The sequence below is a fragment of the Pantoea sp. X-Soil-YNGN-775 genome (genome assembly GCF_059730575.1).
Window position 1 is genome coordinate 390,014 of record NZ_AP035946.1, and the last position, 18,781, is coordinate 408,794.

Genomic DNA, 18,781 nt, shown 5'->3' on the forward strand with positions numbered 1-18,781 from the left:
GTGCTCCTGTTAGCGAGGTTCGCCAGCCGCACGAAGCGCTGGCGCAAGATGTTCGGCAATCAGTTCGATCGAGCGCAGCGTGTCAGCATGCGACGGCTCAACGGAGTGCACCTGAAAAGAGATATCGGTGACGCGCAATAGCGTGCTGTCCTGTGCCAGCGAGCGCTGAACCGTCGCGACATCCCCGACGTGGGCATCAAACTGCGCCAGCAGATCGTCGAAGCGTTCGCCGCGCAATTGATGTCCGCCCGCGCGATACTGTTGCGCCTGCTGGCGAATGCCCGGCTCGGCCACCTGGCGTGCATACGCCGTCGAGTCCGCGACAAAAGCGGTGCGGGAGGCGAGAATGCGGGGCGTCACGCCCGCCGGTAGCGCCGCCAGATAGGCATCAATCAGCGGGTTTTGCAGCGCATCAAGCGGTAACGCCGGTTGGTCGGCCGGGCGCGGCTGGGTGCGGGACAGCATCAGACCGTGTCCGCCCTGTGCCGCGCGTACCGCACCTTCCACTGAGAATGTGGCGATCCAGACGCGATCGGCCAGTTGTGTCGCTGCCGGATAGAGATGGTTATCAGGATGGCCGAGCGAATCGCCTCGCCAGGCGCTGAGCAGGGTATGCAGATGTTCTGCAAACGCCACGCCTCGCGCGTCAAAACGCTGACCAAATGCGTGAAATGACGACGGCGTACCGCCCGATCCCAGCCCGATTTCCAGCCGGCCATCCGCCAGCTGATCCAGCACCGCAGCATCTTCGGCGACCCGCAGCGCATTCTCCATCGGCAGGGTGATAATGGCGGTACCGAGCCGGATAGAGCGGGTGATCGCTGCAACGTGCGCCAGAAACAGCAGCGGCGACGGCAGCCCGCCTTCATCCTGATGAAAATGGTGCTGCGCCACCCAGGCGTTATCAAAACCACATCGCTCCGCGTGCTGAATCTGTTCGGTTGCCAGCCGGTAACGCTGCTTTGCAGGCACCTTATCCAGCAGGCGGGTAAAAAAGCCGAGGCGACGGGTCATGCTGACTCCTTAGTCTTCAGGGGAAGCGTGTTCAATGGAATAAGAGGAGGGATGGCGTCGATTAATTCACGGGTGTAAGGATGACGCGGGGATGAAAACAGCGTGACAACGTCACCTTGCTCTGCCACCTGTCCGGCTTTTAACACCGTTACGCTGTCGGCAATCTGCCGCACCGTGGCTAAATCGTGGGTAATAAACAGATAGGTCAGCCCCAGATCCGCCTGTAACTGCTGCAACAGATCGAGGATCTGCGCCTGTACCGTGACATCGAGCGCCGAGGTCGCTTCATCCAGCACCAGTATCTGCGGTTCGGCGATCAGCGCGCGCGCCAGCGCTACCCGCTGACGCTGGCCACCGGAGAGCTGATGCGGCCGACGCGACAACAGGCTCAGCGGCAGCGCCACTCTGTCGGTCACCGCCTCGACCCGCTGCCGACGCACTTCGCGGCTCAGGCGCTCAAAGTTACGTAACGGCTCTTCGATGATCTCAAACAGCGTCTGACGCGGATCGAGCGAGGCAAACGGATTCTGATAAACAAACTGGATTTTGCGTCGCAGCTGACGCAGTGCTTCACCGCGCAGTCCGTTGACAATATCGCCGTCCAGCGTCACCGTACCGCTGTCCGCCGTTTCAAATCCCATGACGATGCGCGCCAGCGTGGTTTTACCCGATCCGGATTCCCCGACCAGCGCATGGGTGGTGCCGCGTGCCACCTGAAAACTGACCTGATCCAGCGCCTGTAACCGCTGCTGTTTACCGAGGGCAAAACTTTTTGCGATAGCGGTAACCTGGATGGCGGGGGCAGAAAAATTCGCCCGCAGAGGCTGAGTGCGGGAACGCCGTTGCGGGGTGGCGTCCTGCAGCAACTGTCGGGTATAAGGATGCGTCGGCGCGCTGATCAGACGGGTCGCCGGAGCAGATTCCTGAATTTCACCGTGGCGGAATACCATAATCCGGTCAGCCCGCTGGGCCGCCAGCGCCAGGTCATGCGTTACAAACAACACGGCGGTTCCCGACTCACGCCGCAGCTGATCCAGCAGGTCAAGTATGCGCTTTTGCACCGTTACATCCAGCGCGCTGGTTGGCTCATCAGCGATAATCAACGCCGGCTGCAGGGCAAGCGCAATGGCGATCAATACCCGCTGCTTCATCCCGCCCGACAGCTGATGCGGAAACTGGTGAATGCGCTGTTCCGGATGGCTAAGCCCGACGCGGTTCAGCAACTCAATCACCCGCTGCTGGCGCTCGGCGCTGGAACTCGTCCGGTGCAGACGCAGAATTTCTGCCACCTGCTCGCCGATGGTTTTCACCGGATTAAGGGAATTGCCGGGGTCCTGCGGCACCAGACTGATCTGCGCACCGCGCAGCGAATCGAAACGCTTCTGCGACCACTGGCTGATATCGACGCCGTTGAGCCGGATCTCCCCGTGTTCACGGCGGCCGTTATCCGCCATCAGCCCGATAATGGCCTGCGCGGTGGTGGTTTTGCCCGATCCGGATTCACCCACCAGCGCCACCATCTCCCCGGCGTTAAGCGTAAAGCTGACATTGTGCACTACCGGTTGCCACAGATTGCCGCTGCGATAACTCAGGGTAAGTTGATCGACGGCGAGTAACGGTTGCCTGCTCATCGCTGGCCTCCTGACAGTTGCTGACTGATACGGTTAGCGGCGAGCACGACAGCCACCACCACCACGCCAGGAAAAGTGGTCAGCCACCAGGCGGTGGCCAGATAATTACGGCCTTCGGCGATTAGTAATCCCCATTCCGGGATCGGCGGCGGCGTGCCGTAGCCAAGAAAACTCAGGGTTGAGAGCGCCAGAATGGCCTGCCCAAACTGCAGTGCGGCATAGGCGATGACCGGGCTGAGCGCATTCGGCAAAATGTGACGCCACAGCACGGTGAAAAAGCGGCCGCCGCTGCCATAGGCCGCTTCGACATAGTCGCTGTGGCGGATGCGCACCACTTCAGCGCGCGCCAGCCGGGCGAAGCTGGCGATCGAGGCGGTGCCCACCGCCAGCGCCGCGTTCACCGTGCCGAAACCGAGCAGAATCAGCAGGCTCAGCGAGAGTAACAGCGCCGGAATTGAGAGCAGCACATCGACCAGCCGCATCAGTACCGATTCGGTTTTGCCGCCTGTCGCACCGGCGATCAGGCCGAGCGCGGTGCCGATAACCAACCCAATCGCCACCGCAATAAACGCCGCTGACAGCGAGTGTGACGCGCCGTAAACGATGCGGGCAAACAGGTCGCGTCCCAGCTGATCGGTACCCAGCCAGTGACCGGCCTGCGGCGCCAGACGCTGGGCGCCAGCCACGCCTTCAACCGGGCTGGCATCTGTAAACAGGCCAGGAAACAGCGCCGCCAGCATAGCCAGCAGCATCACCAGCGCCGCCAGCCATAAGCCGGGCTGCCGGCTGACAGCACCTCTCTTCGCCCGTGCCGGGCGTCGCGCCGCGGCATAATCAACCAGACTCATGGTGTGCTTCTCAACAGTTGTAAGCGCGGATCAAGCAGCGGAATCAGCAAATCCACCACCAGGTTAATCACCACAAAGCCCAGCGCTGAAATCACCACCACCGCCTGCAGCACCGCCACGTCCTGATTATTCACCGCCTGCTGTGTGAGCTGGCCAAGGCCGCCCAGACCAAACACCGTCTCGGTGATCAGCGCGCCGGCGATCAGTTCACCCAGCAGTAAACCGGCCACCGTCAGCACCGGCAGCAGGGCGTTACGCAGCACGTGCCGCCACAGCACGTAGCCTTCGCTGGCACCTTTGGCTCTGACTACCGCCACAAACGGTCGGGTTGAGACCTCATCAATACTGCGCAACAGAATCTGCGCCAGCGGCGCGGAGATCGGGATCGCCACGGTGATAATCGGCAGAATCAGTCCCTGCCACGGCGAGGGATTGATCACCGGAATCCAGCGCAGCTGAAATGAGAACAGCTGTATTAAGGCGATCCCCAGCCAGAAGGTCGGAACCGAGATAAACAGCGCTGGCAGCGATTGCAGCAGATTACGCAGGCCGCGCAGCGCCGGGTGGCGCGAGAGCGCCGCCAGCGCAAACGCCAGCAGCGTCGCCAGTAAAAATCCGCACAACGCCAGACGCAGGGTGCCCGGCAGGTTGGCCACCAGCTGCTGGCTGACCGGCACGCCCGCCTGAACCGAATAGCCAAAGTCACCGTGCAGCATGGCGGCCAGCGTATGCAGATATTGCTGCCACAGCGGACTGTCTGCGCCATAAGCCTGACGCATCTCAGCAATCTGCTGTGGGCTGAGGCCGAGATCGGGATTCTGGAACTTAATCAGTACCGCATCGCCCGGCAGCACCTGCAACAGGAAAAATGACAGGGTAAACGCGGCCCACAGGACCAGCAGCCCCAGTCCTGCCCGATGCAACAAGTAGTGGCGCATCATCAACTCCGGTTTAATGTTTTTCCAGCCAGGCGCTATACAGCGCCGGACGGCCTACCGCTTCAAACTTCACCCCTTTCAGCCAGGGTGCACCGGCATAAACCTGTGGCTCTTCGAAGATAGGAATGACGTAGGCCTGATCGAGCAGATAACGCTGCACGTCGCCGGTCAGCTGGAGCCGTTTAGCTGGATCGACCTCGGCTGAGATCGCCACCAGCAGCTGGTTAAGCCGGTCGTCACGGAAGTTTTTGACTTTGTCGCTGGAGCCGCCTTTCTGCAGCAGGTTGTCGCGGTTAGCCGGATAGAAGCTGCTCTTAATCACGTCCGGATCGGCGCGGCCAACTTCGGTGACGTTAAGCGGGGTTTTAAGCGGATCGAGATTATCCAGCGTTTTACTGCCGGCATCACCGGCCTTCACCGTCAGCGCGACACCCACCTGACGCCACTGCTGCGCCACCAGTTGCAGTACCTCTTTGTTCTGCGGCTGCGGTAAGGATTCATACACGGTGAGCGCCAGCCGCTGACCCGCTTTCTGACGAATGCCGTCGGCACCCGGCTGCCAGCCGGCCTGATCCAGCAGTGCCCTGGCTTTCGCCAGATCGAAGGTCAGTTTGTCAGCCAGATTGACGTAACCCGCCGCGCTTTTCGCTACCACCGAGGTGGCCTGCGGATAGTTAGCGGAGAACAGCGTATCCACTACCTGCTTCGCGTTGGTGGCGTGCAATAACGCCTGACGAACCCGGATATCGCTGACCAGCGGATTATCCGGGCGGAAGCTCAGGCTATCGTTGACGCCCCGGGTCGGCGCGGCATAGATCGGAAAGTTCTGTTCGCTGGCCTGTTTCTCATCATAGGCCTGAACCTGGCGGATAAAATCGGCCTGACCGGCCAGCAGCGCACCAATGCGCACGCTATCTTCCGGGGTGACCAGCACTTTAATGCCGTCAAGATTGGCCGGACCCTGCTGCTGACCGTTTACGGGTCCCCAGCGGTAATCTTTACGCGCCACCAGGTCGACTTCGCGCCCCAGCTTTTCATCGCTGATCACAAAGGGTCCGGAGCCGATAATATGGCGGGCGTCGCCCAGCTGATCGAAGCTGCGCGCCAGCGTGCTGAGTGAAACCAGCCCGGAGCCGATAGTGGCAGTGCCCTGCAGGAACCCCGGTGACGGCTGTTTAAAATAGAACTTCACCGTCAGCGGATCGATGACTTCGCTGTGATCGTAATTATTGATCACCTCTGACACCGGCAGGCGCAAAGCTTTGTTACCCAGCCCGTAGGTATCGAAGTTTTTCGCCACCGCATTGGCATCCAATGGCGTGCCATCGGAGAAGGTCACGCCGGGACGAAGTTTAAAGGTGTACTGAGTTTTATCGGCGTTGGTGGTCCAGCTCTCGGCAATCCAGGGTTCCACCTGCAAAGTTTCCGGGTTCTGCCAGGTTAACTTGTCGGTGATCTGATTCAGAATACCGCCATTCGGATAAAAGCCGCCGGCAGGAGGATAGAGATTGGTATGTGCCTGCTGCTCCAGATAAATCAGCGTGCCGCCTTTGACCGGTGCGGCCACGGCATTAACGGCAAAACTGCCGGCGAGTAAACTCAACACCAGCGCAGGCGAACGCGGCGCACGGTGAAAAAACGTCTTCATAATGAATTCCTTTGTTATCAATTGTCTCAGCAGACGGAATCATCATCGAATGACGCAACTCGCAGATAAACTAATGAATTGGTCATAGCTTATCTGAAAAAAATAAATGCCCGGCCGGAGCGATGTGATCAAAAGAATGGCTACTGCCCGCCGGGCGGCCAGGGTGAAGATTATTGCGTCGTGCGCAGCGCCTGGCGGCGCTGATTTTCACGTAAAAAACCGGCTAACAGCGCCAGCCACAGCAGACCGCAGCTGAGATTAACCAGGCTGAAACCCCGGCTGCCGCTGCTGAACCAGGCGGCTTTGGCGGCTTCAATCCCCAGCGCAATCACCAGAATGCTCACCATTCCCAGCATCGCCGCCACGCTGCCTTTGCCGGCATGGCTGGAAAACAGCGTCAGGCGATAGAGTCCGGCACTGACCAGCCCGGTGCCGAAGCCATACAGACTCAGCCCCGCCGTCAGCCAGCCATAGCTCTGCGTGTCGACCAGCACGGCACAGAGGGCGATCGCCAGGCCGCAGACCACCGGCCAGGCCCCCAGCCGCAGCGGTTGCTCAATCGACAGACGGCTGGTCAGGCGGCTTAGCGTCAGGTTACCGGCGATCATCGCCGCGAAAACCGGCAGCTGCAGCAGCGCATAACCCATCCGGCTCAGCCCGGCAGACTGGATCAGAATCACCGGCGATAACGCCACCCACGTCATGCAGGGCACGGTCACCAGGCCAATTGCCAGCGCACCGCGCATCACCTGTCTATCACGCAGCAGCGCAAGGTAGCCTTTGCCTATTGAGGCCAGCGACAGCGAGGCGGTCCGATCGCCCGAGGTTTCCGGCATCGCGTACCACAGGCCCGCCAGCGCCACTGCGGTCAGGGCCGCAAACAGCGCGAACAGGGTGCGCCAGTCACCGACCGACAGAAACGCCGCGCCCGCCAGCGGACCGGCCAGCGGTGCCAGCAGCGCGACATTGGCCATCAGCGCCATGATTCTGACGCTGCGCGCTTCGCTGAAGGTTTCCTGTACGGCGGCGTAGCCAACCGCCCCAATAAAGCACAGGCTGAATCCCTGCAGAAAACGCAGCAACACAAACTGCCCGATACTGTGCGCCCAGTGGGTTGCCAGACAGGCGAGCATAAAAAAGGCCACGCCGGACAGCATCACCGGGCGCCGACCGACACGGTCGGAGAGCGGACCCAACAGCCATTGCAGCATGATGCCCCCGGCGAGATAAGCCGACAGCGAAGCGGAGACCCATTCCGGCCCGACGCCAAACTGCTGGGTCACCAGCAGCATGCCCGGCTGGACCATGTCATGGGCGATATAGGTGGCAAATTCAAACAACACCAGCGATAACGGGAAAATGAACGGGCGGCGCGTCCGGTGGAAAACCGAAGGTAAACAAGCCATGACGTAAAGCGTCCTGAAGTGAAGATTGCTGAAATACAACAACAACGCGGCCACCAAAAGTGACCGCGTCACGTAACCCGAAATCTGCCTGCAGACGATCAGCGCCAGCGGGCAATCGGGTTTTCCAGCGTGCCGGCAAATTTAAGATTTTCAGCCGGATCGGCGAGGTTGATCATCTGCTGATTATTCGCCAGCTGCAGGCGATTCAGGCAGGATCGGGTGAAGGTCGGGGCGAACAGGTCGTAGCGCGAAAACTTGCTGGCTAATTCCGGATGTGCCTGCTGGTAATCTTTGACGCACTGCGCCACTGCCTGCCAGAAATCGTCCTCCGCCAGCGTCGCCGATTGATGCAGGATCGCACTGATGAAGCGGAAGATGCAGTCAAACACGTCGGTAAAGATCGACAGCAACTTGAGGTTTTCCGGCACCTCAACCGCCAGTCGCTGCACCTTGTCCGGCAGTACCGCATCCGGATTCATCACCGCAATCTCCTCGCCAATGTCTTTCATATAAGCACTGACCGGCACGTTATTTTCCAGCAGCATAATCAGGTTCTCGCCGTGGGGCATGAAGACCAGATCGTGCTGATAAAAGCAGTGCAACAGCGGGCTGAGATAGCAGCGCAGATAGCGTTCGATCCACTGCCTTGCCGGCACGCCGGAATCTGCGATCAGCGCCGGCAGTAAAGCCTGCTGATGCTGATCGATGTGCAGGAAAGAGGCCATGGTCATCAGACGCTGGCCGGGTTTAAGGCTGGCCACCGGGTTGTCGCGCCACAGTGCGGCGAACATCTTCTTGTAGGCAGAGTCGCCTTTAATCGCCTGCTCGTAATAACGATTGTGATACCCGACCGCCGCCACTTCCCGCAGGATGCGGAAGTCGCACGCCTGCAGCCATGCATCGTCAGCCACTAATTTTTCCAGCCACTGATTTATGGCGGGTGTGGTCGACATGTAATAGGGCGACAGGCCGCGCATAAAGCCCATGTTAAGCACTGACAGCGCGGTTTTGACGTAGCGCCGGCTCGGCTGGCTGCGGTTAAAGAAGGTACGGATCGACTGCTGCGCCTGGTAGCGATCGTCACCGCTGCCAAGGTAGACAATATCCTGATGAGCAATGTCGGCCGCAAAAACCGTCAGCAGCTTGTTCTGCCACTGCCAGGGGTGAACCGGCATCAGAATATACTCTTCCACCGCCAGCCCTTTGGCGATCAGTTGCTGATGAAAGGCGGACACCGTCGCTTCACCCAGCTCATCGCGCATCAGTTGTTCATAACTCAGATCGCTGATGCTGGAGAAGTGCGCATTGCGCTGATGTACCGCTACCCAGGTCAGCTGGATCGGCGCTGCCGCTTCAGGGGCAAACGCCAGATAGTCGCGGGCGTCAAAACCGATACGGCCATTGTTAGCGACAAAGCAGGGATGTCCTTCGGTCATGGCGGCTTCGACCGTCTGAAAATCTGCCTTCACCAGCGCCTGGCTGTCGGGATTATACTTTTGCAGCTTATACACGCTGCTGCACAGCGTGCTGCTGATCTCTTCCATGTAGGTCGCCAGCAGCGCCTGGCTAATGCCGATCTGCCGATTAAACTCAACGATGAACTGCAAGGCATCCAGCGGCAGCGCATGACCGTTTTGCTGTTTGCTGAGCGAATCCGCCGCGATTTCCCAGTGATCCAGCGCCAGCCGGGCGGCGCGGAAATGATAGCTCGCTTCGCCGCCCGGCACCGCCAGCGCATAGTTGCCCGGACGGGTTTCCGCCGGGGCGATAATTTTTTCATGCGCAAATTCGGCTATCGCTTTGCGGATCAGCAGACGGTTAGCCCGCGCCCAGTGGTCGCCCGTCAGATGCGCACCGTTGAGTAACGAGGGGATGGTATTCATAGTCGGTGACTCCTGCAGTAGCGCATATTGATAATCTTCACGCTGGCAAAACGCCAGCCAGGCGGTCTTGTGACCCATATCGATGGTGTGCTGATAACGGAAACCGGCACGCTGGTTCAGCCGATGGATTTTTTCGTTGCGCACATCCGGCTCAACCACCACCCGACCGACCTCTGGCCGGCTGAACAGATAGTCCATCGCCAGAGTGAAAACCTGCCAGCTAAAGGCCTTAATCGGCTGACTGGCGGGCGCAATCAGGATGTGCATGCCGTAATCATCCGGTGCGGCCGGATAAAACTTGCCGACCTCATCGTCACAGGCGCGATAGCATTCGATCAGGCAGATCGGCCGCTCATCGCAGCAGCCGATCAGCGCTGCGTGGGGATCGGTGGCGGTCAGCGTCTGGTAAAAGGCGCTGACCTGCTCAAGGCTCAGCTGCTGCATTCCCCAGAAGCGGGCATAGTCGCGGCTGACCCACTGGTGAATCAGCGGCATATCGGCGGCGCGTAACGGTCTGAGGCTGAAGTTGCCAGCCGGACGGGCGGCGCTGAAAATTACGTGTGATGACATATCAGTGCTCCGATTGTGCCGGGAAGGTCTGGAAGGCAATTTGACGTTCAACCGGATAGATTTCCCGTCCGGTCAGTTCGCGCAGTAACACCGAATTGCGATAGCAGGCCATGCCAAGATCGGGCGTGACGAAACCGTGGGTATGCAGTTCAGCGTTCTGGACAAAGATTTGGTTGTGATAATCGATGCTGTAGTTGCGCTGTACGTCGTAGCGCCCCTTGTCATCCCAGCGCAGCCGCTGGCTGATGCCCTCAAGGAACATCGGTGGACGATAGTGATAGCCGGTCGCCATCACCAGCCCTTCGGTCCGACGGGTGAAGGTGCAATCCTGCTCTTGCTGATGCAGCGTCAGTTCAAATTCCCCCTGCGGCAGCCAACGCATCCCGGTCAGAGCCGAGTGGGTAAACAGGTTGACGTTCAGATCGCCGTCCAGCTGCTTGATGTACATCAGATCGTAAATATCGTTGATCAGGCTGCTATTGATGCCTTTATAGAGATTTTTATGACCGGCGTTCAGTTCGTCGCGCCGGGCTGGCGGCAGATCATGGAAATAATCCACCCATTCCGGCGAGGTCATCTCCAGCGTCAGCTTGGTGTATTCCAGCGGATAGAAACGCGGCGCGCGGGTGATCCAGTTGAGCTGATAGCCAAAGCGGTCAATGTCGCTCAGCAGATCGTAGTAAATTTCCGCTGCGCTCTGGCCGCTGCCTAACACGGTGATCGAACGCCGCGCCTGCAACGCGGCTTTGTGGCGCAGATATTCGCTGGAGTGGGTCAGGCGCGCGCGATGCGGAGTGCTGCATTCCGGCATCCAGGCGGTGGGGCCGGTGCCGAGAATCAGCTGGCGTGCCAGCCACTGCTGCGTCTCACCGCTGACGGTATTGGTAACGCTAAGCCGGTAAGCGCCAATCGACTCGTCGTAGCTGACATAGTCAACGTGACGGTTCCAGCGCAGATTACTCAGTTTCGAGCTGGCCCACTGGCAGTACTGGTTATACTCTTTGCGCATCAGGAAAAAGTCTTCCCGGATATAAAAAGAGTATATCTTTCCCTTTTCCTTCATGTAGTTAAGCAGGCTATAGCGACTGGTTGGATCGGCCAGCGTCACCAGATCGGCCATAAAGGGGGTCTGCAAATGGGCGCTTTCCAGCATCATGCCGGTGTGCCAGTCAAACCCCGGATTCTGGTCAAGGAAAAGACCGTTCAGTCCTTCAACCGGTTCACTCAGGCAGGCCAGACTAAGGTTAAACGGGCCGATACCAATACCGATAAAATCATAGACAGTGTTGTTCATGTTGGCGCTCTCACTGATTGGCTGCTTGCAGCGCAGACGCCCGCAGATGCTCGCGGCCATAATGCGCAATCAGGCCGATAACGTCTTCAATATCGGCGGCAGTGGTGGAGGGGTTCAGCAGGGTGAATTTCAGATACTGCCGGCCATCAACTTTGGTTCCGGCAATCACCGCATTGCCCGATCGAAACAGCGCTTTGCGGATCGCCGCGTTAACCTCATCGATCTGGCTTTCACTGATGCCCGGCCGTGGAAGATAGCGGAAAATCTGCGTGGTCAGCTCTGGCGCATGCAGCACCTCAATGGCCGGATGCGCGCTTAACAACCGATGCGCGATTTGGGTCAGTTGCAGCAGGCTATCGAAAGCCTGACCCAGCGCCGCCGGTCCCATCACGCGCAGCGTCAGCCACATCTTCAGCGCATCGAAGCGGCGGGTGGTCTGAATACTTTTGTTCACCAGGTTTGGCGTGCCTTCCTGCTGGGCGCTGAGCGGGTTGAGGTAATCGGCGTGGTGCGTGACATGCTTCAGATTCTGGCTGTCGCGCACCAAAAACGCGCCACAGCTGACGGTCTGGAAGAAGGATTTGTGATAGTCAACGGTGACAGAATCCGCCAGTTCAATACCGCTCAGACGAGCATGATGTTGTTCTGAAACCAGCAGGCCACAGCCGTAAGCAGCATCAACGTGCATCCACAGGCCGTAACGCTGGCAGAGGCGGGCGATATCAGGCAACGGGTCGATGCTGCCAAAATCGGTGGTGCCGCTGGTGGCGACGACCGCAATCGGAATCAGTCCCTGATCGTAACAGCGCGTAATTTCCTGCTGCAGTCGCTGCACATCCATCCGGTAATGCGCATCATGATCGACCGGGATCACCGCGTCATAGCCCAGTCCCAGAATTGCCATCGATTTCTGAATGCTGAAATGGCTCAGTTTTGAAGTGAAGACTCGCCATTTTGAGGCGCTCTCCGGCAGGCCGCGTTGCTTGATCAGATGACCGGCATGATGGGCTGCGCACCAGCTATCACGTGCCAGCAACATCGCCATCAGGTTGGATTGGGTGCCGCCGCTGGTAAAAATACCATCTGATCCGGCGGGCAGGCCGATGCGGCCCAGCGTCCAGTCAATCACCTTTTGCTCGATCAGCGTACCGCCGGCGCTCTGGTCCCAGGTATCCACCGAACTGTTGACCGCCGCCATGATCTGCTCGGCCATCAGCGAGGGAAGCACTACCGGACAGTTGAGGTGCGCCAGATATTTAGGATGGTGAAACCAGACTGCATCACGCAGATAGAGCTGATTCAGCTCCGCCAGCGCGGCGTCGTTACTGCCAAGTGGGCGATCTAAATCCACGTCGCTGAACTCAGCCGCCAGTTCATGAGGAAGAATGCCGCTGAACGGTTTCTCCACGCCGCTTACCGTACGGGTCATCAGTGCCAGCACCTCCTGCGTCTGCCGCGACCAGGCTGCCAGTTGCCTATCGTTGAACAGTGACGCGGCGGGAGCGCTGACGGGAGCCAAATCCGGCACCTGCGATGCCGATTGAACAGATGAGCGTAATACCATGTTGAGTTCCTGTGCTTAACCAGTAAACCCTGCCGGCGTATAACCGTCAGTGTGGGCGTCAGCTCAACAGCTCCAGTAAACATTAAGTTAACTAACCAGATAAAAACCCTGCTTACGCAGCGGGATAGCGTTTCTATCTGTAAATTATGAAATTCCGTAGTTTATTTGTGGATAAATCAGCGTATATCGCTGAAATTTGTTATGCGTGGATTGTAAATGTTAATCATTATCATTCAATATTTTTGTGACGGGAATTTATTTGTAAATGTTTCTAATGTGGATAATGTGATTAAGATCACTTTTATCCGCTCTGGCGCTGGAGGGCAGGCGGAAAATTCTGCTATGGGAGGGGCGGTTTTGAACTGCTTTTTAACCTGGACGCCGTCAGCCGGTTTCGGTTAACTGAGGCCCGAAGCGTCTTTAGCCGGATACTGATAGGGTGACTTAATCACCAGACGGCTGACTGACTTTTCGGCTTCGCCTTCACCCGCTCGCCAGCACAGTTAATTCTCTGCACCGCACCACAACCTCGCTTTTAAATCTCAACGGCGAAAGCGGAGGTTATAAAAAAATAGCGGGATATTTCAGGCGACTTTCCGGCATCAGCCTATTTAGCCGCGGGTTTTATGTGTCGATAAAGCGATCTTTTATTGAGCGTTGGCTTTGTTGACTGCTTAAGACACTTTTCTGCAATCCATTGCTGATAATTTTGCTTTATGCCGGCAATAGTCAGTTTATCAATAACTGAATAATTCAATAAAATTCATAACTTTCTGTTTTTAAGATTGTTTTCACATCAATTCATTATCCTGCCTGGCACTGATATGAATAAAGTAAAAATAGTTAAAACAATATGATGTTTTACCAAATATAAGCCTCGCTCCACACTGGCCAGCAACCGAAATAATAAGGATCAGGTGAATGGCATATCGATTAAGTCTGTTAGACAAAGCGCCCGTTGCTGAAGGGGAATCGCCAGGCGCAGCATTGCAGCGCACCCTGCAACTGGCGCAGTTGGCTGAACAGTGGGGCTATCACCGCTTCTGGCTGGCGGAACACCACAACACCGCACAGCTGGCCAGCCCGTCACCGGAACTGTTGATTGCGTGGATCATTGCCCAGACCCGGCATATCCGCGTCGGTTCGGGCGGGGTGATGCTCCAGCATTACAGTCCTTATAAGGTGGCGGAAAACTTTAATCTGCTGGCGTCACTGGCACCGGGCCGTATCGATTTAGGGATCGGCAAGGCGCCAGGCGGATTACCCCTTTCTACCCGTGCGCTTCAGCTGGGTGTGCAGCCGTCAGAGAAGGGCAGCTTTGCCGAACAGCTGCAGCTGCTGGATAGCTGGCTAAAACCCGACAGCCACAGCAGCGCCGATGACGATGAACGTTTGCAGGCGACGCCGCTGCCGTCCCGGCCGGTGAACCGTTTTCTGCTGGGTGCCAGTGAAGAGAGCGCCCGACTGGCCGCCAGTCTCGGCTGGCAGCTGGTGTTCGCGGCGCATCTGAACGGTGACCGTCAGCTGCTGGAGCAGGTGCTCGCCACTTACTCCAGCCTCAGCAACGGTCAGCGCGCGCTGGTGGCGGTGCAGGTGGTGGTGGCCGATTCACCGGCGGGTGCCGATCTGCTGGTGGCCAACCTCCGTCACTACCACGTCGCGGTAAAAAATGGTCCCGCCGTCAACGTCGCCAGCCTCGAACAGGCCGAACGGTATGTGCGCCAGGGCGGGTATGTTGATTACCTGATTGAGCCGCGCACCCCGTCGCTGCTGAAAGGCACCGCAGCGCAGGTTCATGCCCAGCTGGATGCGCTGCACCATAACTTTGGTATCGATGAGTTCATTATTGATACGCCGATCAGCGAACCGGTTGCGCGTCACCATTCGCTGGCCCTGCTGGCAACGCATCATCTGGTCGCAGCCTGATCGTCCTTCAGCGGAGAATCATCATGAAGCCGAATGCATTACAACTGATTGAATGGCGGCGCGAGCTGCACACCTGGCCGGAGCTGTCGGGTCAGGAGTTTGCAACCACGGCACGGCTGCGCCGCTGGCTGCAGGAGGCCGGCATCCGGCTGCTTGATTACCCGCTTGAAACCGGCGTGGTGGCGGAAATTGGACAGGGTGAAACGGTGATCGCCCTGCGTGCTGATATTGATGCATTGCCGATTCACGAGGCGAGTGGCGTACGGTTTCATTCCCGTCATCCTGGCGTCATGCATGCCTGCGGCCACGATCTGCACAGCGCCGTAATGTTAGGTGCGGCGCTGCAGCTCCGGGCGATTGAGCCGCAACTGGCGGGGCGGGTACGCATTCTGTTTCAGCCCGCCGAAGAGATCGCCCGCGGCGCGCGTCAGTTTATCGACGCTGGCGTACTCGACCAGGTGCAGGCCATTTTTGGCATGCACAACGAACCAACGCTGCCGGTCGGGACGTTCGCTACCCGCGGTGGCGCGTTCTACGCCAACGCCGACAAATTCATTGTTCGCGTGACCGGCAAAGGCTCGCATGCTGCCCACCCGGAACAGGGTGTCGACAGTATAGTGGTCGCCAGCCAGATCATTCAGGCATTACAGGGACTCACCAGCCGCAGCTTCAGCGCGCTCGACAGTCTGGTACTGAGCATTACCCGGATTGATGGCGGCAAAACCTGGAATGTCCTGCCTGGTGGCGTCGAGTTCGGCGGCACCGCCCGAACCCACGATCTCCAGCTGCGGGCCGAACTGGAACAGCGGGTGCGCACGCTGGTGGAAAACTTTGCCCAGGCCAGTGGTGCAGACGCGATGCTGAGCTGGCATCCGGGTCCGCCGGTGCTGGTCAATGATGATGACTGGGCGCACTTCAGCAGCGAGGTGGCGCAACAGCTCGGTTACCGGGTGCAGCCAGCCGGACTGCATCTGCTGGGTGAGGACTTTGCCTTCTATCTGCAACAGGTGCCTGGCGTATTCGTCAGCATCGGCAGTGCCAGCGATTATGGCCTGCACCACGCCAGCTTCAATCCGGATGAAGCGCTGATCGCCCCTGCGGCAGACTACTTCGCTCAACTGGCCCAACTGGCGCTGCAACAGCTCAATGCGCGATGTCGGGAAGCCATTCTGACCTGATTTCATTATCTATCTGCTGACATTCCCTTGCGGCTGTCGTGACGACCGCCGTTCAGGCAGCGCTATGACTAAAAAAGAGAGAGCATCATGAGCACAAGACAACTTCGGCTGGGTACTATTCTGCACGGCGCGTCCGGGAACATGTCTGCCTGGCGTCATCCGGCGGCCCAGGCCGATGCCAGCATCAGCTTTGATTACGCCAGAAAGATCGCCCGCAAAGCGGAGCAGGGCAAGCTCGACTTTCTGTTTGTCGCCGATGGTTTATACATCAACGAAAAGTCGATTCCGCACTTTCTCAACCGCTTTGAACCGCTGACGCTGCTGTCGGCGCTGGCGGGCGTCACCGAGCATCTCGGGCTGGTTGGCACCGTTTCAACCTCCTACAGTGAACCCTTTACCGTGGCGCGCCAGTTTGCCAGCCTCGATCATCTCAGCGGTGGCCGCGCCGGCTGGAACGTGGTGACTTCGCCGCTGGAAGGCTCGGCTAAAAACTTCTCGCGTCAGCAGCATCCGGAGCACGCCTTACGCTATCGCATCGCCGATGAGTATCTGCAGGTGGTGAAAGGCCTGTGGGATTCGTGGGAGCAGGATGCTTTTGTGCGCGACAAGCAGAGCGGCCAGTTTTTCGATCCGGCTAAGCTGCATACCCTGAATCATCACGGTGATTTCTTCCAGGTTCAGGGCCCGCTTAACATCTCGCGCACGCCGCAGGGCCGTCCGATTATCTTCCAGGCCGGGGCGTCAGAGGACGGCAAAAAGCTGGCCGCCCGCCATGCCGATGCCATCTTCACCCACCAGCCAACCCGCGAAGAGGCGCAGGCCTTTTACCGTGACGTTAAACAGCAGCTGGTGGCGAACGGCCGTCAGCCAGAGGATCTCCACATCTTCCAGGGCGTGAGCGTGATTGTCGGTGACGACGCCGACGACGTGGAGCGTCAGTACCAGACTACCGCCGCGCTGGTGTCGATTAGCGATGCACTCAACTACCTTGGCCGCTTCTTCGACCATCACGACTTCTCACAGTATCCGCTCGATCAGCCCTTTCCTGATATCGGTGACATCGGGCAGAACAGTTTCCGCAGCACCACCGATGAGATCAAACGTAAAGCACGTGAACAGGGACACACCCTGCGTCAGGCAGCACTGGAGGCGGCAACGCCCCGTCCCCTGTTCCACGGTACGCCGGAAGAGGTGGCAGACGGTCTGCAGCTTTGGTTCGAAACCGACGCCACCGATGGCTTCATTATCAACGGCGGCACCCCGGATACCTTCGAACGGTTTGTTGACCGCGTAGTGCCGATTTTGCAGGCGCGCGGCCTGACCCGTCGCGACTATCCCGGTAACACCCTGCGCGACAGTTTTGACCTGACGCTGCCGGTCAATCAGTTCACTTCACAATAAGAGCCTGTGCTATGCAAAAAAATAAAAGACTCATCGCCCTGATTATTCTGGTAGCCAGCGGCAGCGCCCTGGCGGACGGCACCAGCGTGGCGTACAACGGCCAGCGGGTCAGCCTCGACGCCAATAAAACGCCGATTCACAGTAGCAAAAACCCGCAGGCGGTGGCGCAGCTGCCGGCCGGTCATCGCTTTGCGGTGCCGGGTTCATTTACCGTGGCGGTGGCGGCGCAGAACTCTCCGCCGCTGACGGTGTTCTCCGATGACAACAAAACCCTGCTCGGCAGCGAAGTTGATATCGCCCGTCTGGTGGCCGACAGCCTCGGCCTGAAGCTCAATGTGGTGCCGACCTCATGGGAAGACTGGCCGCTGGGTGTCGCCTCCGGCAAATATGATGCCGCGATCTCTAACATCACCGTCACCAAAGAACGTAAAGAGAAGTTCGATTTCGCTACCTATCGCAAAGACTCACTTGGCTTTTACGTCAAAACCAACAGCCCGATCACCGCGCTGACCAAAGCGGAGGATATTGCCGGACTGCGCATTATCGTCGGCTCCGGCACCAATCAGGAAGCGATCCTGCTGGCGTGGGATAAACAGAATCAGGCGAAAGGCCTGAAGCCGTTTACGCCGATTTATACCAAAGATGATGCCGCCCAGACGCTGGCGCTGCAGGCCGGACGGGCCGACGCCTATTTTGGCCCCAACGTGATTGGCGCATGGAAAGCGGCGCTTAACGGCAAAACCCGGCTGGTCGGCAGCGTCGATGGTGGCTGGCCGAAAGCGGCCCACATCGCAGTGACGGTGAAAAAGGGCAGCGGCCTGGCTGAACCGATCAGCACCGCGCTGAACGGCGTAATGAAAAACGGCGACTACCAGCAGGTGCTGAACCGCTGGGGCGAAGGGGTGGAGCGGATCGAGCGTTCCGAAATTAACCCGGCCGGACTGGGCGATTAAGGAGCAGACGATGAGTGAAGCCATTTTTCGTGAAGTTTCGCCCGAGGCGGCGGAACTGCAACCGATTCTGACCAGCCTGTTTGGCGAATATGCCGCCCGCTACGGCGACTATTTTGCCCGCCATAAGGAGCAGGAGCTGACCGAGTGGTATCTGCCGCCGCAGGGATTGTTCATTGTGCTGGAGCGTGACGGCGAGATCATCGCGATGGGAGCCTATAAGCCTTATGACCCGCAGACGGCGGAACTGAAACGCATCTGGACCCGCAGCGATCTGCGCCGTCAGGGGCTGGCGCTGGTGGTGTTGCAAGAGCTGGAGCGGCGTGCGCTGCGGGCCGGCTATCAGCGGCTGTTTCTCACCACCGGGTTCCGCCAGCCGGAGGCGGTGCGGCTTTACACCGGCCATGGCTATCAGCCGCAGTTTGATCTGAGCGGGGATCTGGAACGTTATGGTCAGCCGCCGCACGATGGCCGGCTGCGTTTTATTAAAGTGATTGGCGTGCCGGACGTCGCACAGGCGAGTTAAGGAG

Annotated in this window: 15 protein-coding genes; 6 read left to right on the top strand and 9 right to left on the bottom strand. The window is 58.7% G+C overall.

The window, feature by feature from the left end; all coding sequences use genetic code 11:
* Positions 1–9 precede the first annotated feature (9 nt).
* From AC6I8I_RS21745 to AC6I8I_RS21785, 9 genes are all read right to left on the bottom strand, one after another.
* Positions 10–1,014: a putative FMN-dependent luciferase-like monooxygenase gene (locus AC6I8I_RS21745; RefSeq protein ID WP_312054058.1), complete on the bottom strand. Its 1,005-nt coding sequence runs from the start codon at positions 1,012–1,014 to the stop codon at positions 10–12.
* Positions 1,011–2,645 carry a dipeptide ABC transporter ATP-binding protein gene (locus tag AC6I8I_RS21750; protein WP_312054059.1) on the bottom strand — a complete coding sequence of 545 codons (1,635 nt, stop codon included), beginning with the start codon at positions 2,643–2,645 and terminating at the stop codon, positions 1,011–1,013. Before AC6I8I_RS21750 ends, AC6I8I_RS21745 begins: the two co-directional genes overlap by 4 nt.
* On the bottom strand, positions 2,642–3,493 hold the full coding sequence (locus tag AC6I8I_RS21755) for an ABC transporter permease (RefSeq protein WP_497820935.1): 852 nt from the start codon (positions 3,491–3,493) through the stop codon (positions 2,642–2,644). The genes AC6I8I_RS21750 and AC6I8I_RS21755 overlap by 4 nt, the downstream gene beginning before the upstream one ends.
* Positions 3,490–4,431: an ABC transporter permease gene (locus AC6I8I_RS21760; RefSeq protein ID WP_497828907.1), complete on the bottom strand. Its 942-nt coding sequence runs from the start codon at positions 4,429–4,431 to the stop codon at positions 3,490–3,492. The genes AC6I8I_RS21755 and AC6I8I_RS21760 overlap by 4 nt, the downstream gene beginning before the upstream one ends.
* Positions 4,432–4,444: 13 nt before the next feature.
* Positions 4,445–6,079, bottom strand: coding sequence for a TIGR04028 family ABC transporter substrate-binding protein (locus tag AC6I8I_RS21765; RefSeq protein WP_497828694.1), 1,635 nt, complete (start codon positions 6,077–6,079; stop codon positions 4,445–4,447).
* Positions 6,080–6,249: 170 nt separating this feature from the next.
* On the bottom strand, positions 6,250–7,485 hold the full coding sequence (locus AC6I8I_RS21770; protein WP_497828695.1) for an MFS transporter: 1,236 nt from the start codon (positions 7,483–7,485) through the stop codon (positions 6,250–6,252).
* 98 nt (positions 7,486–7,583) lie between these two features.
* On the bottom strand, positions 7,584–9,938 hold the full coding sequence (locus tag AC6I8I_RS21775) for a GNAT family N-acetyltransferase (RefSeq protein WP_497828696.1): 2,355 nt from the start codon (positions 9,936–9,938) through the stop codon (positions 7,584–7,586).
* Between the two features lies 1 nt (position 9,939).
* Positions 9,940–11,232, bottom strand: coding sequence for a lysine N(6)-hydroxylase/L-ornithine N(5)-oxygenase family protein (locus AC6I8I_RS21780; RefSeq protein ID WP_497820939.1), 1,293 nt, complete (start codon positions 11,230–11,232; stop codon positions 9,940–9,942).
* Between the two features lie 10 nt (positions 11,233–11,242).
* Entirely contained in the window at positions 11,243–12,796 is a 1,554-nt protein-coding gene (locus AC6I8I_RS21785; RefSeq protein ID WP_312757462.1) for a pyridoxal phosphate-dependent decarboxylase family protein, read from the bottom strand.
* A gap of 216 nt (positions 12,797–13,012) precedes the next feature.
* Here AC6I8I_RS21785 and AC6I8I_RS21790 point away from each other — a divergent pair, with 216 nt between their 5' ends.
* The 6 genes from AC6I8I_RS21790 (at position 13,013) to AC6I8I_RS21815 (ending at position 18,777) form a co-directional block, all read left to right on the top strand.
* The gene (locus tag AC6I8I_RS21790) at positions 13,013–13,198 is read left to right on the top strand and encodes a hypothetical protein (protein ID WP_312054074.1); all 186 of its coding nucleotides are present in this window, start codon (positions 13,013–13,015) and stop codon (positions 13,196–13,198) included.
* Between the two features lie 519 nt (positions 13,199–13,717).
* Positions 13,718–14,722 (top strand): MsnO8 family LLM class oxidoreductase, encoded by a 1,005-nt coding sequence (locus AC6I8I_RS21795; protein ID WP_312054075.1) that lies wholly within the window; start codon positions 13,718–13,720, stop codon positions 14,720–14,722.
* Positions 14,723–14,745: 23 nt separating this feature from the next.
* Entirely contained in the window at positions 14,746–15,900 is a 1,155-nt protein-coding gene (locus AC6I8I_RS21800) for an amidohydrolase (protein ID WP_497828697.1), read from the top strand.
* Between the two features lie 87 nt (positions 15,901–15,987).
* A complete protein-coding gene (locus tag AC6I8I_RS21805; protein ID WP_069729313.1) occupies positions 15,988–17,301 on the top strand; it encodes an LLM class flavin-dependent oxidoreductase in 1,314 nt (437 codons plus the stop codon).
* Between the two features lie 11 nt (positions 17,302–17,312).
* Positions 17,313–18,254: an ABC transporter substrate-binding protein gene (locus tag AC6I8I_RS21810; RefSeq protein WP_497828698.1), complete on the top strand. Its 942-nt coding sequence runs from the start codon at positions 17,313–17,315 to the stop codon at positions 18,252–18,254.
* Between the two features lie 10 nt (positions 18,255–18,264).
* Entirely contained in the window at positions 18,265–18,777 is a 513-nt protein-coding gene (locus AC6I8I_RS21815) for a GNAT family N-acetyltransferase (RefSeq protein ID WP_312054080.1), read from the top strand.
* The last annotated feature ends 4 nt before the right edge of the window (positions 18,778–18,781 follow it).